Source organism: Mycobacterium colombiense, from assembly GCF_001953985.1.
Classification (GTDB): domain Bacteria; phylum Actinomycetota; class Actinomycetes; order Mycobacteriales; family Mycobacteriaceae; genus Mycobacterium; species Mycobacterium colombiense_B.
Genome location: NZ_MBEI01000048.1, coordinates 45,485 through 59,587, shown reverse-complemented (window position 1 = coordinate 59,587; position 14,103 = coordinate 45,485). Strand labels below are relative to the sequence as shown.

Annotated in this window: 14 protein-coding genes and 1 pseudogene; 6 read left to right on the top strand and 9 right to left on the bottom strand. The window is 64.9% G+C overall.

All coding sequences use genetic code 11. From position 1 onward, the window contains the following. A pseudogene (locus A5732_RS11615) lies at window positions 1-192 on the top strand (thioredoxin-disulfide reductase); the annotation flags it as partial. Window positions 193-197: 5 nt separating this feature from the next. On the opposite strand, the gene A5732_RS11610 reads toward A5732_RS11615, so the two are convergent. Together A5732_RS11610 and A5732_RS11605 are read right to left on the bottom strand one after the other, a co-directional pair. Beyond that, window positions 198-608: a nitroreductase family deazaflavin-dependent oxidoreductase gene (locus A5732_RS11610; protein WP_076102264.1), complete on the bottom strand. Its 411-nt coding sequence runs from the start codon at window positions 606-608 to the stop codon at window positions 198-200. 15 nt (window positions 609-623) lie between these two features. Beyond that, window positions 624-1,937, bottom strand: coding sequence for a cytochrome P450 (locus tag A5732_RS11605; protein WP_076102263.1), 1,314 nt, complete (start codon window positions 1,935-1,937; stop codon window positions 624-626). 108 nt (window positions 1,938-2,045) lie between these two features. Here A5732_RS11605 and A5732_RS11600 point away from each other — a divergent pair, with 108 nt between their 5' ends. Then, window positions 2,046-2,711 (top strand): TetR/AcrR family transcriptional regulator, encoded by a 666-nt coding sequence (locus tag A5732_RS11600; RefSeq protein WP_076102262.1) that lies wholly within the window; start codon window positions 2,046-2,048, stop codon window positions 2,709-2,711. 4 nt (window positions 2,712-2,715) lie between these two features. On the opposite strand, the gene A5732_RS11595 is transcribed toward A5732_RS11600, so the two are convergent. Continuing rightward, complete coding sequence (locus A5732_RS11595; RefSeq protein WP_076102261.1) at window positions 2,716-4,101, bottom strand: FAD-binding oxidoreductase; 1,386 nt, start codon at window positions 4,099-4,101, stop codon at window positions 2,716-2,718. 261 nt (window positions 4,102-4,362) lie between these two features. Here A5732_RS11595 and A5732_RS11590 point away from each other — a divergent pair, with 261 nt between their 5' ends. Beyond that, window positions 4,363-5,850, top strand: a complete 1,488-nt coding sequence (locus tag A5732_RS11590) for a serine/threonine-protein kinase (protein WP_076102260.1) — start codon at window positions 4,363-4,365, stop codon at window positions 5,848-5,850. 145 nt (window positions 5,851-5,995) lie between these two features. On the opposite strand, the gene A5732_RS11585 is transcribed toward A5732_RS11590, so the two are convergent. Together A5732_RS11585 and A5732_RS11580 are read right to left on the bottom strand one after the other, a co-directional pair. Next, a complete protein-coding gene (locus tag A5732_RS11585) occupies window positions 5,996-6,796 on the bottom strand; it encodes an SDR family NAD(P)-dependent oxidoreductase (protein ID WP_076102259.1) in 801 nt (266 codons plus the stop codon). Window positions 6,797-6,824: 28 nt separating this feature from the next. Continuing rightward, complete coding sequence (locus A5732_RS11580) at window positions 6,825-7,253, bottom strand: DUF1707 domain-containing protein (protein WP_076102258.1); 429 nt, start codon at window positions 7,251-7,253, stop codon at window positions 6,825-6,827. Between the two features lie 63 nt (window positions 7,254-7,316). Here A5732_RS11580 and A5732_RS11575 point away from each other — a divergent pair, with 63 nt between their 5' ends. Next, complete coding sequence (locus A5732_RS11575) at window positions 7,317-7,925, top strand: TetR/AcrR family transcriptional regulator (RefSeq protein WP_436971821.1); 609 nt, start codon at window positions 7,317-7,319, stop codon at window positions 7,923-7,925. A 4-nt stretch (window positions 7,926-7,929) separates the two neighbouring features. Here A5732_RS11575 and A5732_RS11570 read toward each other — a convergent pair whose 3' ends face one another. After that, window positions 7,930-9,198, bottom strand: coding sequence for a cytochrome P450 (locus A5732_RS11570; RefSeq protein WP_076102272.1), 1,269 nt, complete (start codon window positions 9,196-9,198; stop codon window positions 7,930-7,932). A gap of 147 nt (window positions 9,199-9,345) precedes the next feature. Here A5732_RS11570 and A5732_RS11565 point away from each other — a divergent pair, with 147 nt between their 5' ends. After that, the gene (locus A5732_RS11565; protein ID WP_076102257.1) at window positions 9,346-9,798 is read left to right on the top strand and encodes a VOC family protein; all 453 of its coding nucleotides are present in this window, start codon (window positions 9,346-9,348) and stop codon (window positions 9,796-9,798) included. A gap of 75 nt (window positions 9,799-9,873) precedes the next feature. Then, complete coding sequence (locus A5732_RS11560; RefSeq protein WP_076102256.1) at window positions 9,874-10,305, top strand: very short patch repair endonuclease; 432 nt, start codon at window positions 9,874-9,876, stop codon at window positions 10,303-10,305. Here the strand turns inward: A5732_RS11560 and dcm are convergent. From dcm to A5732_RS11550, 3 genes are all read right to left on the bottom strand, one after another. After that, complete coding sequence (dcm, locus tag A5732_RS11555) at window positions 10,302-11,981, bottom strand: DNA (cytosine-5-)-methyltransferase (protein WP_171975008.1); 1,680 nt, start codon at window positions 11,979-11,981, stop codon at window positions 10,302-10,304. The genes A5732_RS11560 and dcm overlap by 4 nt on opposite strands. Window positions 11,982-12,049: 68 nt before the next feature. Further along, window positions 12,050-12,421, bottom strand: coding sequence for a hypothetical protein (locus A5732_RS27025; protein ID WP_142256591.1), 372 nt, complete (start codon window positions 12,419-12,421; stop codon window positions 12,050-12,052). Between the two features lie 68 nt (window positions 12,422-12,489). Continuing rightward, window positions 12,490-14,001 carry a DEAD/DEAH box helicase gene (locus A5732_RS11550; RefSeq protein ID WP_171975007.1) on the bottom strand — a complete coding sequence of 504 codons (1,512 nt, stop codon included), beginning with the start codon at window positions 13,999-14,001 and terminating at the stop codon, window positions 12,490-12,492. Window positions 14,002-14,103: the final 102 nt, after the last annotated feature.

Sequence of the window (14,103 nt, the reverse complement as noted above, 5' to 3'; positions counted from 1 at the left end):
ACGGCCACCTCGATTGATGGGGTGTTCGCGTCCGGGGACCTGGTGGATCGCACCTACCGCCAAGCTATTACCGCCGCGGGCAGCGGCTGCTCTGCCGCCATCGACGCCGAACGCTGGCTCGCCGACAACGAAGAAACCGACGTGGACGCGTCCGTGACGCCGGCGATCGGCCGAGAGCCGTTGCGTAGCTGAGTCTTTCAGGCGACGTCGGCGACCAGAACCCCCATCCGGCGCAGCCCCACCCGCGCGACGAACGGCAGTCCGTCGCCGTCGGCGCCGGTGGGCAGCACCCGCAGGTTGGTGATGTGCACGTCGCGACTGCGAAACTGCAGATCGCCCTCGCCGGCGGCCAGCAGGTTCTTCACCCAGTCGGTCTTCCCGTGGCCCAACAGGATTGCGACGACGTTGCCCTTGCGATAGGCGTTCACCACCGTCCGGTACGGCTTGCCCGATTTGCGGCCGCGATGGTTGACCACGACGAACGTCGGCAGAAAGCGGGCCACCCGCCGCATGACCGGGTTCATGTACTTCATCTGCAACCGGTCGATCCAGGTGGGAAACAGCATCGGCAGGCCGGGGGCGCTGTTGGGGTGATCCTTGGGGGACATGCGAACTCCTGAGCTTTAGACGGGAAGTTTGGCGGAAGTCGTTCTGCGGCCACCGAGTTGGGCTGGCAGCCGGGTGTAGCCGTGCAGGTTGATCAGCCCGCGCCGCTGCGGGGGAGCGGTGAGACGCAGGTCGGGGAAGCTTTCGAAGAGGGCGCGCAACGCGGTGGCGCCCTCGATGCGGGCCAGGGCGGCACCCAGGCAGGCGTGGATGCCGGACGCGAACGCCAGATGGTCGCGCACGTTGGGCCGGGTGATGTCGAATCTTGTTGGGTCCGTGAAGATCTTCGGATCGCGGTTGGCGCCACCGAGGAAGAGTCCGACCATGTCGCCGGCCGCGATGTGGGCTCCACCGATCTCGACGTCGCAACTCGGGGTGCGCGCGGTCATCTGAACGGGGCTGGCGAGCCGCAGGATCTCCTCGACGGCGCCCGGCCACAGGTCCGGATTGTCGTGTAGCAGCGCCAATTGGTCGGGGTGCTGCAGCAGCAGGACGATGCCGTTGCCGATCAGGTTCACCGTCGTTTCGAAACCGGCGCCGATGATGAGCGCGGCGTTGGCGGTGAGCTCACGGTCGGTCAGGGAGCCGTCGGCGGCCATGCGGCCGAACGGATTGTCACTGCGCGCGTCGGCGCGCAGCTTGTGGAAGTGCTCCAGCAGGTAGTCGTCGACGCCGCGCAGGCCGTCGATGGCGTCGCGGTAGGTCTTCCAGTCGATCCCGATGTCGAGCAGCGGGGAGCCACTGCGGCCCCACCCCAGCATGCGGGCGTAGGAATCGGGCGGCAGGCCAAGGATTTCGGCGATGATGGCGACCGGCAGTTGCGTCGCAAAGTCGGCGATCAAATCGGGCTGCGGTGTGGCGGCGATGCGGTCGATCAGATCCATGGTCACCTCGACGACGCGGGTGTCCAGGGAGTCGATTGCGCGCGGGGTGAAGCTTTGGGCGACCAGTTGCCGGTAGCGGGTGTGATCGGGCGGATTCACGATCACCATGGCGGGCGGCTCCACCGGATTGGCCACGCCCGGGTCGGTTTTCGCGATGAGCTTCTTCAGTGGCCCGGGTAGCTCCATCTCCGTGGGAGCGGTGATGCCAAAGCGCTTGTCCCGCAGGATTTGTCGGCATACCGCATGGTCGACGCTGGCCCACACGTACGGGGATCGCACCACCGGTCCGCGCGCCCTGATCTGTTCCATGAGCGCGTAGCGGTCGTCGCCCGAGGTGGCGGTGCGGAGTAGGCGGGCTAATGGGTCGCCGCGGCGAGCCTGGACGGCGAAGTACGCCCGCGGTACGCCGTGCATGGCCGCCCACCGGGCCCTGAGTCCGACTCGCATAACGATCCCTCCCAGAGATGCAACATGCGATACAATGAGACTCTCAATGTCTCACGCGCTTCGATCGCTACGATACGACGGCCCCGACGAACCGGCAAGGAGGGATCGATGACAACGACGCGAACGGCGGAGTTCGTCCGTCGGCTCACCGAACCCGATCCCGTTGTCCTCGCCCAGGTTGTCAGCCCCGACGAGATCACCGCCCGCATCCTGGCCGCCACCATCGAGCAGGCCGAACTCGTCGGCATGCGCCGGATCACCATGGAAGACGTCGCGCGGCGCAGCGGCGTCGGGCGGGCCACCCTGTACCGGCGATTCCCGACCAAGGCGGCGCTCGTCGACGCCGTCGTGCTCGCCGAAGCGCGCCGCTTCCTCGAGGGCGACGCGCAGGCCTGGGCGCATGGCGAGACGCTCGAAGACCGGATGGTCTACAGCACGGTGTTCTCGGTGACGTTCATGCGCGAACATGCCCTGCTCAAGAAGTTGCTGCGCACCGAGCCCGAGACGATCCTGCCCAGCCTGACCATCGACGCGGGCGCTATCCTCGACTACGCCACCGAACACGCCATGGGGCTGCTGCGCACCGAACTCTACGGGACGTCGAAAACCACTGCGGCTCAGGAGCGTCACCTGCGCACGGTCGCCGAGTTGCACACCCGGCTGACGCTGTCGTTCATCGTGACCCCGCACACGGGCATCAATCTGGCCACCATCGACGACACCCGCGCCTACGTGCGCAACTACCTGATGCCGATGGTCACCGGGCCGATTTAGTCGCTTACGCGTCGCCCGCTGCGAACGCGACATCGGGGTTGAGGATGCCCGCCGGGTCGAAGCTTGCCTTGATGCGGCGCATCAGGTCGACTTTGACCGGGTCCTCGAGCTCCACGAAGTACGGGGCCTTGGCGCGGCCGAGGCCGTGCTCGCCGGAGATCGCGCCGCCCAATTCCATTGCCAGCGCGAAGATGTCGGTCAGCAGCTTCTTCCGGATCGCCGCGTCCGGGCAGAAGATGGCCAGGTGCACGTTGCCGTCACCCGCGTGCCCGCAGCCCGCCGCGGCGCCGCCGGCCGCCGCCGCCAGACCGCGCGCCCCGGACAGAAACTTCGGCATCGCGCCGCGCGGCACCACGGCGTCGATGAGGTCGTCGGCGTTGAGCGCCTTGAGCGTCCAGAACGCCTTCTCGCGCGCCTCGATGAGCTTGCGCGCCGAGCCGCCTTCGAGCACGTAGGCGTCCACCGCGCCCAGCTCGGCGAGCAGCTCGCCGGTCTTCTCGACGTCCTCGTCCAGCCGGTCGGTGGTCCGATTCTCAAGCGCCACAACCAGATAGGCCTGACAGCTGTCGCGGATGTTGTCGGGAAGGCCGAGCTCCAGGTTCTGGGTGTGCACCAGCGCGGCCATCGTCACGTTGTCGATGTACTCCAGGATGTAGGGCGCCAGGCCGCTGGCGAGGATCTTGGGCACCGCCTCCATGACCTGGTCGAAATCGGCGAACGGGGCGAGCACGGTGGCGCTGTGGTCGAGGCGCGGATGCAGCTTGACGGTCACCTCGGTGGCCAGGGCCAGGGTGCCCTCGGAACCGACGATGAGCTGGGTCAGGTCGTAACCGGTGGAGACCTTAGCGATCTTGCCGCCGGTGCGGATGAGCTCGCCGGTGGGCAGCGCGGCCTGCAGCCCGAGCACGTTGTGGCGGGCGATGCCGTACTTGACCGCGCGCATGCCGCCCGCGTTGGTGCCGACGTTGCCACCGACGCTCGAGGACAGCTCGCCCGGGTGGACCATGTAGCGCAGCCCGGTGCCGGCGGTCGCGTCGTCCAGTTCGGAGAGCGTCACGCCGGGTTGCACGACGGCGACCTGGTTGGTGACGTCGACCTCCAGCACGGCGTTCATGCGCTCGAAGGAGATCAGCAGCCCGTCCGCGCAGGGGATCGCCGCGCCCGACAAGCCGGTGCCCGAGCCGCGGGCCGTCACCGGCACCCGGCTTTCCGTGGCGAGCTCGAGCAGTTGTGCGACCTCGTCGGCGGTCGCGGGCTTGGCCAGGTAAGCCGGCTTCTGCGGCGGCTTGGTCAGCACCTCGTCGTGCGCGTAGTCGTCGGAAATGGCGTCGCCGGTAAGCAGGTTGTGCGCGCCGACGATTTCCGCGAACCGCGCCGTCATGTCGGTCATCGAAGGCCTCACCTGCTTACGTGCCGGACAATTACTCACTGTATTCGGGGCGGTGGCTCGGTCTGCCTGGACGGTGTCGTTGCCGCTAGGGTAGGGAAGGCGCGGTTTCGTGCAGGCCGATCCTGTTGGCCAGCCGGCCGGCGAACAATAGCGGCCATCAGCGGTGTCTCGGTGTAGCGACACGCGTGAGGCTGCCCACGTTATGTCGACGCCCGATTCGGGAACTCGCGGGCTGGACTGTCTTGAGAAAGGATTGCTGACGTGACCTCCTCGTCCCGCGGTTCGCGGCTCGGTACCCGGTTCGGGCCGTACGAGCTGCGATCACTGATCGGCACCGGGGCGATGGGCGAGGTCTACCGCGCGTACGACACGGTTAAGGACCGGATGGTCGCCCTCAAGCTACTACGTGGCGAGACGGCGGCGGACCCTGGCTTCCAGCAACGCCTTTGGCGCGAGTGCCGCAAGGTGACGCGACTGCAGGAACCACATGTGCTGCCGCTGCATGACTTCGGCGAGATCGACGGGGTGCCCTTCATCGACATGCACCTGGTCGACGACGGGGGCAGCCTCAAGGATCTGCTGCGCGAGCAGGGCGGCCTGGAGCCGTCGCGCGCCGCATCGATCACTGCGCAGGTGGCGCGCGCTTTAGATGCCGCGCACGCCGAGGGGCTGGTGCACCTCGACGTCAAGCCGGAGAACATCCTGCTCACCCACGACCACTTCACCTACCTCGCCGACTTCGGCATCGCCCAGGCCGCCGGCGACGAGAACATCTCGCGAACCTACATGGCGCCCGAGCGATTCACCACCGGGCGTGTTGGGCCGCAGACCGACGTCTACTCGCTGGCGTGCGTGCTGTACGAATGCCTCACCGGCCAGCCGCCGTTCGACAGCGAGGACGCGGGGGAGCTGAAGCGCGCGCACATGCTGGCGCCGGCGCCCCGGCCCAGCATCATGCGCCGCGGCGTCGGCCGGGAGTACGACGACATCATCACCCGGGGCATGGCCAAGCCGCGCGTTGCGCGATTCGCGTCCGCGGGTGAGCTCGCCCGCGCCGCCAGCGAGGCGGTGTTCGCGGCCTACGAGCCGGTGGGTGCCGCGGCCGGCCGAGGCGGTCCCCCTCGCAAGACGCGCCCGTTGCCGACCGTCTCGCTTGCGGAACTCGAGGAGCCCGCTGATGTTGGCCCCTCGTCGCCTGCTGCGCCCGAACGCTCGTGGCACTGGCCGGCGATCGGCCGCACCCCGCTCGTGGTGGCCGCTGTGGCAGCGGTGGTGTTGATCGCGGGGCTGCTGTTGTCGGTGAATCTGGTTGGCGGGACTCATCACAACGGTCCGACCTCACCGCCGCTTTCGACTGCGCAGGCGGCCGCGCCGCCGTCCTCGACGTCCTCGCCGCCGCCACTGACGCCGACGCTGTCGCGTCCGGTGAAGGGCGCCGACGGGTTGGGCTTCGTGGGCGAGACGGCCCGTTGCGACCCGGGCAACCCGCCGGCCTTGGTGGTGCGAACCGCGCAGTCACTGGCGGTGGTGTGTAAAAACCTCAGTGGCACTTACTATTACCGCGGCGAGCGGATCCGCGACGGCGCCCACCTCGAACTCTCCAATGCCGAGCAGGTCGAGGACGGATTCGACGTCACCAATCCGGTCGACGGCGTCGTCTACGAGGTGCGTCCGAACCGGCTGCGGATCATCAGCTATGGACACGTCGATTCCTCCGAACGCGTGCTGCAATACGCCACGGCGTCGTAATCACCACGCGGGCAGTTGATTTCGGCTCACCCGCGTGCGACGGGGTAGTTTGTCTTGGCCTCATACGTCACTTGAGTAACGGCTTTCCGACCATAACATGATTCTCAAACGCGCTAGCGGATGTGCTAGCGCGTTTGAAAGTCGTCTATCGATCCGGCGCCAGCGCGTCGCGGGCCGCCGCCGCGGGTCGCAGCATCCGCCCGCTCACGATCGCCGACAGCCATCCGGGCGCGAATCGTGTGCCCGTCACCATCATCCGGTCGCGCCAGCCGGGCACGACCACTGCGCGGCCGCGCTCGAGACCGCGCAACCCGGCGGCCACGACCGGTTCGGGTGCGGCGAGGTGCCGATAGACGGCGGTGTGCGAGACGTCGGACCCGAGCGCGTCGACGAAACCGGTGTGGGTGGGCCCGGGGCAGAGCGCGGTCACCGTGACGCCGGATCCGCGGGTCTCGGCCCACAAGGCCTGGCTCAGCGACAGCACGAACGCCTTCGATGCGCCGTAGGTGGCCTGATAGGTGCCGGGCTGAAAGGCGATGGTGGAGGCCACATTCAAGATGCCGCCGCGACCCCGGGCCAGCATGCCGGGCAGGACCGCGTGGGTCAGGCGCACCGGCGCGTCGACGTTGACCGCGACGAGTTCGCGTTCGCGACCGGCGTCGATTTCCGCGAACGGGCCGTAGGTGCCGAAGCCCGCGTTGTTGACCAACACGTCGATCACCTGCCCGTTTAGGCGAGCGATCAAATCCTCGACACCGTCCTCGGTGCCGAGGTCACCCACGACCAGTTCGACCTCGGTGTCCTGTCCGATCCGTTGCTTGACGGCCTCGAGCCGAGCTTGGTCCCGTCCGGCCAACACCAACGAGAAACCCCGCTGCGCCAGTTGTTCGGCGAAAATCGCGCCCAGACCTGAGCTGGCGCCGGTGACCACTGCCGTGTTCTTCATGACTGTTCCTCACGAGTAGTGCTGGTGCTCAATGGCTTTGCTTGCCGCGCGGGATCGACATGGCGTGGCTGACGAGTCCGATTCCCGCGCCGAGGATGGGCCAGATCGGCCAGAAGTACGTGGCGTCCGTCGTCAGGGCGACCGCCGCCCAGACGGTGAGCACGATGACGCACATGGCCAGATATGCGGCCAGGTGGGCGCGCACTCCGCGGCGTGCGGCGGCGAGGCGAGCGGTGCGGCGTCGGGGGTCGCGGCGCCGGATGCGATCGAGCGGCAGGTCCGCGACGAGTTCGCGTAGCTCTTTGGCTGTGTGCGTCTGGAACGCCGATTGCAGCCGTTGGTCGTACTCGTTCACCTGCAGATAGCCCTGGGCGAGCGCCTGACCGAGCAGGTCGGCGGTCTTCTCCCGGTCGCGGGTGCCGGCGAGCGTCGATGTGGTGTCCAGCAGATTCGACATTTCGTCTCCTTGGTCGCCGATGTGAATAGCATTAACATAGACCTGAATGTTAATGTCGTCAACATGGCAGTGCAGCGGACGACCGTCAAGCGGCGTCAGAGCTATCACCACGGCGACCTCAAACGTGCGCTGACCAGCGCCGCGCTATCGCTGGTCGCCGAGAAGGGGCCGAAGGGATTCACCCTCACGGAGGCGGCGCGGCGCGCCGGCGTCAGCGCCGCGGCTCCGTACCGGCATTTCGCCGACAAGGCCGAGCTGCTGGCCGCCGTCGCCGAACAGGGATTCCACGACCTACACGCCGCCCTGACCGCCGCCGCCGACCGCGCGTCGGATCCGAAGCAGCGGGTTGTCGAGCTCGGCCGTGCGTATGTGCAATGGGCGGTCGCCCATCCCGACCACTATCAGGTCATGTTCGGCGCGGAGTCGCTGAAGGCCGAGCAGCCGAGCGTGGCGGTCGCCGGCGAGCAGGCGTTCGGCGACCTGCTCGACGCGATCACCAAGTGCCAGGAGGCCGGGATCGTCGAGGGTCGGGATCCGCGAGAGGTTGCCGCACCGCTCTGGTCGCTGGTGCACGGCATCGCGTCACTCGCCATCGGGGGCCAACTGACCGCAGTCGGGATCGTTGAGGCGCCCGACGACATCATCGCAGGCGTTGTGGCTCAAGTACTTTGAGCGATCACCACGGACGTGACGTTTCCCGGATGATCCCCGGTGTGAAGGTGACCGGGAGCCTGCCCAGGCCGGTCATGCTCGGGTTGCCCAGGTATTGGTGGACGTTTTCCACGTCGACTTGGTAGTCGGGGAGGCGGTCGAGGACGGCCTTGACCAGCACGCCGGACATCGACCGGGCCAGGTGCGATCCGATGCAGCGGTGTGGGCCGAGTCCGAAGGCGACGTGGCGGTTGGGTGCGCGGTCGAGGATGATCTCGTCGGGGCGGTCGAACTCGTTTTCGTCGTGGTTGGCCGACAGCCAGCTGATGACGACTTTGTCGTTCTTGCGGAGGCGTTGACCGGCGAGGACGACGTCGTGAGTGACTGTGCGACTGAGAGTTTGGTTGACCGAGAAGTAGCGCAGGAATTCGTCGGTGGCGGTGCGGTAGAGCTCGGGGCGCTCGATGAGTTGCTGCCTGATTGCCGGATGGGTGCCCAAATGCAGCAGGGTCAGCGCGGTCTGGGAGGTGGTGGTGTCGACGCCGCCGCCGATGAGGTTCCACAGGATGTTGAGCAGCTGCTCGTCGGTGAGGCGCTGGCCGTCGAATTCGAACTGAATAAGGAAGCTGGTCAAGTCTTCTCGGGCATCGGCTCGTCGGTTCGCGGCGAACTCGAGGACCTCTTCCATCATGGCGGGCACTTTGGCGATCGCGTTCGCGTACTCGTCGCTGTCCTGGGGGACGGCCATGACCGAGTGAAAGAGGTTGGCGTACAGGTGCCAGTTGTCGTAGGGCAGGCCCATCAGCTTCATGGTCAGGATGGCCGGGACCGGGCTGGCGTAGTCGAGCACCAGGTCCATGTGCCCTTTGGTGATGTGCTGGTCGAGGAACCAATGCGCGGATTGCTCCATGAACGGCTTGAGTTTCTCGACGGCGCCGGGGGAGAAGAACGGCGCCAGCGCGTGCCGTAACGCTTGGTGGTAGGGCCCGTCGACCTCGCCGATGCCCAGGGCCGGCTGGCCGTCGGGGCGGGGGACGCCCATCTCGCCCTGATAGTCGACGCCGTCTGCGGCGTTCGGCTCGTATTTGTGGGCGAAAGTGCCGCCGTTGCGGGCGGTTTGGCTGACGGCGTCGTAGCTGCTGAGGAACCAGAACCCGCCGTAGTTCTCGTTCCACGCCACCGGACATCGCTGCCGCAGGTCGGCGTTGACGGCCAGCTCGTTGAGATTGAAAGCATCGGAATGATGGTCGAAGTCAACGATCGCGTCTGCGCTGACGTTCGGACGTGTGGCCATCGAAAAGCCCTCCAACGGAAGGTGATCTGCTTATTCGGCGGTGCGCTTATTATCTTTGCATTATTGCGCGTTTGAGCTGCGTGGTGGAAGCGGTTTGGAAGTGGGTTGGATGGCCGCTTGGGCCCGATTTGCTGCGGAAAGGTCGTCATGACGAGCCATCGGACGGTTTTCAATCACGTTGGGTTATGCGTCGCGGACCGCGAGCGGTCGCGCCGCTTCTACGAGGGCCTGCTGGGGTTCCAATTCTGGTGGGAACTCGACCCGCCCGACGGCCCGACCTCCCAGCTGGTGGGGCTGCCCGAGCCGCTCGGGGTGCATGCGACGTACTTGGTGCGGGACGGGTTGGTGCTCGAGCTCATGGACTACTCGAAGCGTCAGGTTCACGCCGGCTCGGAGCGGGTGATGGATCAGATCGGGCTGACGCACATTTCGTTCTCGGTGTCCGACCTTCCCGGCGTGCTGGCTCGGGTTGCGGAGTTCGGGGGAGCGGTGGTCGACGGGAGTGTGGGTGAGGCGATGGCGATGATCCGCGATCCGGATGGGCAACTTTTGGAGTTGCTTTCGGATGGGTGGTTGTCTGCGTTGCCGGCGCGGCCTTAGGTCAGGTTCGTTTCGTGCTCTTGCCAGAGTTGACGCTCGTTTGGATGGAAGCGCCTCGACTGGCACCGTGGTCATGTGGGTCATGAAGAATCGTGGGCGTCGTCGCCAATTCGACGACAGATCATGCAATCGAACCGGTCGCGAGATACTACGCCCGAAATCGCTGTCCGGCGGATCTTGCACGCCCGCGGTCTCCGCTATCGGGTGGACATGCGGCCTGCCCCTGGGATTCGTCGTCGCGCGGACATCGTTTTCACCCGCCAGAGAATCGCCGTTTTCATCGACGGTTGTTTCTGGCATGGATGTCCTGAGCACGGTACCCGCGTGTTCAAGACGAACGCACCGTTCTGGGAGCAGAAGATTGCACGAAATGCGGCTCGTGACATAGACACCACGACGCAGCTTGAAGCGCTGGGTTGGCGGGTTCTTCGATATTGGGCGCACCTGGACCCGGCGTCAGTGGCGAACGCCATCGAAGCGGTTGCACGAGGCCGTGCTCGCTTCTAGTTCGCTGCCAGGGTTACCGACCCGCCGCCTTCCGCCTGCGACTTAGCGTCGACCAATTCTTGTAGATGACGGACGACGTCATCCGGATGCTCGTGCTCCCAGAAGACAGCGACATCCCACCCTTTGCGCTCCCAGTACGCCTTGGTCTGAGCGTCGCGCTTTTGGTTCTCGATAATTTTGAGGGCCCACCACTTCGTACGCGACTTGGTTTCCTTGGTGTGGTCTGCGCAGCCGTTCCAGAAGCAGCTGTTCACCATCGCCACAATCTTGGAATTTTCAATGAGAATGTCGCCCTCGCGTGGTACACTGTATCCCTTTCCAGTGACCGTGAACGGTATCTTGCTGGTGATTAGTTCGGCCTGCACCAGGCGGGAGGCCAGCGTGTCCTGACGAGCTTCGCGCCGCTTGCGTGCTTGGGTGACTTGATCTGCGGTACCTGGGTGGTTCACCCACGCGCCGCGCACCGGCGGCAGCGGGGCCGGGTGCACCTCAGCCGCTTGTTGGTCCCCGATCTGGACGGCGATGGCATGTGCTAACACCTGGGCGAGCAAAGGCGGGACAGCGTTGCCGATCTGGCGGCAGCGCGAGTGCAGCGAGCCTATGAACTCGTATGTGTCACGGAACGTCTGGATGCGAGCACCCTCGCGAACAGACAGGGAGCGGTCCTCGATGGGATGCGTGAAGCAGCCCGTAGTGACGTTGTTGTACTGCGTTGTGATCGTGTATGCGGGCAAGCTGGCGTCGAGGCGTCCGAGTAGGTTGGTGCTGTCCGTCCGTCGCATGCCCCAATAACGCTCAGGTAGCTGGTGTGGTGGAATATCGCGCCAGGTTCCCCCCGCAGGAACATAGCGGATTAGCCGGCGAGTTTCCGGAGACATGGCGGAGACCTCGTGGTCACGAAGGCTGCGCGAGCCCTTGCGCAGTGTGAGAGCTATCGATGTAGCCTCATTCGCCTTCAAAGCATACTTATTCGTGGGCCCTTGACTGGCGTCTAGCCTCGGTAGGTCACCGATCGCGTCCCAGACTGTCAGGTGCTCCAACAGACCGCGCTCCTGGCGCTTCTGCTCCCATAGCTCGAGGCTGTCGCGACGCCAGCCTCCAAGATGTGTGGGCTCGGGAAATTTGAACCCCGTGGTGCCGCGGATGCCAACTAGGAAGAGGCGGCGGCGACGCTGAGGGACACCCCAGTCGGCGGCGAGCAGTATCTCTTTGCGGACGGTGTACCCCTCCTCGGAGAAGCGCCTGAGGATCTTCTCTCCGAACGACCCGGACTTGAAGTAGAGCAATCCTGGCACGTTTTCCATGAGGAAGGCTTTAGGTTTGAGGTAACGAACGATTTCAAACATATGCTCCCAGAGGTCGTTTCGTGCGTCACCTTCGCCGACCCACCGCGTCCGCCGTCCAGCCGTGCTGAACGATTGGCAGCTTGGCCCGCCGAGCACGACATCCACCGGGCCGCCCGCGAGCATCTCAATCTGTTTCGGCGTGTAGTCGGTGATGGGGGCGTTGGCGACATATGTGGCTGGGTGGTTCTTCTTGTACGTCTCGCACGAGTCCGGGTCCCAGTCGAGAGCGAATCCGACCTCATATCCAGCATTTCGGAAGCCCTCAGTGAGACCGCCTGCACCGCAGTACAAGTCAATTGCACGTAAGGGTATTGCTGATCGCCTTGCCACGATTCGGACCGTACGGCACGGTACCGACATTCGTCGAGCCGACGAGCCGGTCGAGCCTCGATCAGTTTCTAGGCAATTTTCCCGGTGAAGAGGTGCGATACGACGGTCGTCGCGATATCGACACGATAGATTCGGCCCTGCACCCGGTTACCGCCAGCCGGTTGAAGACACAGATCCCGTAGCACCCTTAGCCAGTCGAAGGCATCGATGCCCGCTACGGCCAATGCAATGATTCCGGAGCCACCCGCCCCTATCCAGTCCTCTAGGAAGGTTGCATAGCGACCTAGCCGGCAGAAAGTTTCTTTATTGCCGGGTGTCTCCGTGGCTTTCGCATCGCCGATGAACAAACTTCTGTCCGTCGGACGGAGCTGCAGTACGTCCGGACGCGACCTGTCGGGCAGTGTCGCGATCGCGGTTGTGTAACCGGAAAGCATTGCCATCGCTGAGAGGGTGGCTGCCCGATGTTCGTGTATCTCGGTTGGCCCGCCCTGCCGGACCAATGACGTCGTCATCGATTCACGCTGGCAGGCGCGCACCGCCGGTTTGCCTGCAGATCCTGTAGGAACTGTGTACGGGTGATCGGCTCCGGGATTGCGTCACCCAGGAGATCACGAGCACGCTCCTCTTTGCCTACGAGGCCGTCGAACTCCATGGATTCGATGGTGTTCTCCGCAACCAAAACGAAATACTCCACTTCGCGTGTTTGGCCGCGTCTGTGGATCCGGTCGAGGCTCTGAAGGTACTGCGCCGCCTGGTTAGTGAATGACTCGTAGATGGCATAGCGGGCCGCGTGGAGAGTCAAGCCTGCACCTCCGGCGGCGGCATTGGCCACGAAGATGCGAGTATCTGGGTCGTTCTGGAAGCGCCGCACAGCAGCGCGGCGCTCGTCAATTGAGCTCGAACCGTCATAGCGGACAGTGCCGAAGCGTCCGAAGCGCTCCACGATGGCGTTAAGCGAGTAAGTGAAGCACGACCAGACCACCACCTTTTCGCCGTCCTCATCAACCAGCCGGCCGATAAGGTCATCGAGCGCGCCAAGCTTACCCGGCAGTTCGTCGTAGCTGTCGAAGACCCCGGCGGGGTTGGAGGTGATGCGCAGCAGCGCCATCCGACGAGCCAAATATGTGCCAAGCTGCCTAAGAAACTGTTTGTCATCGAGCGCCTCGACCTCCGCAATGAGGGTGCCCAATGCGGCGTCATAGAGCTGGGCCTGAATTGGCGCCATGGGGATCGTCAGGCGCGTGAACGTGCGCTCGGGTAAGTCCGGCAGAACATCGACTTTCAGGTTGCGCAAGTAGATTGCGCGGGTATCGAGCGCTTGGCGAACGACTGGCAGCGCTTGTGCTCGGTCCTTCGGGATGTCCAACCCTCCGAAGGTCTCGCCAAAGTCGACAAGGCTTACCTGGGCTACGATGTCGTGGGCAGCGTTTGGGGCTGGCGTACCACAAAGCAGCCAGACGCGCGTGAACCAATCGCGGATGCCCTCCAGTTCCTTGGTCCGACGGGCATTGGGGTTCTTGACCGCGAAGGATTCATCAGCCACAAGAAGCGCCCGATCCGGATGACGCCGGAGCCGGCGTACGAGAACGTCGCGCACGGTCGGAATTGCCTCATAGTTCATCACCAGCACGTCGGTACCAGAGTCGGCGCGCAACAAACGCTCGGGCGCCGAACCCTCGACGATCGCGACACCATACTGGTCACCCATGAATTCAACAATGGCGTTTGCCCACTCTCCGACCATGGACTTCGGGGCGACGACAACCATTAGATCCACCACGTTGAGTTCGACCAGGCGATCGAACGCGTAGATTACTGATACGGTCTTGCCTGCGCCCTGCTCGTCGAACAGGAGCATCCCGTAGCCCTCCGGAGCGGTCATCGCCGCAACGTTGACGATCTGGTGGTCGTCAAGAAGCTCGAGTCCTTGACAAGTCGGATGCATCTGTAATTCGGCTCGAGCTTCATCGACACCACCGTCACGCAATGCGCAAACGTGCCGGCGATAGCTGTCATGCACTTGGGACGCCCGGCGCCGTACCTCGAGCGCGCGTTCAGCCTCCGCGTTCAAGGCCACGTCGAGTGCAGCTTGTTCGCTCGGATCTAATAGCCACAGCAGGTC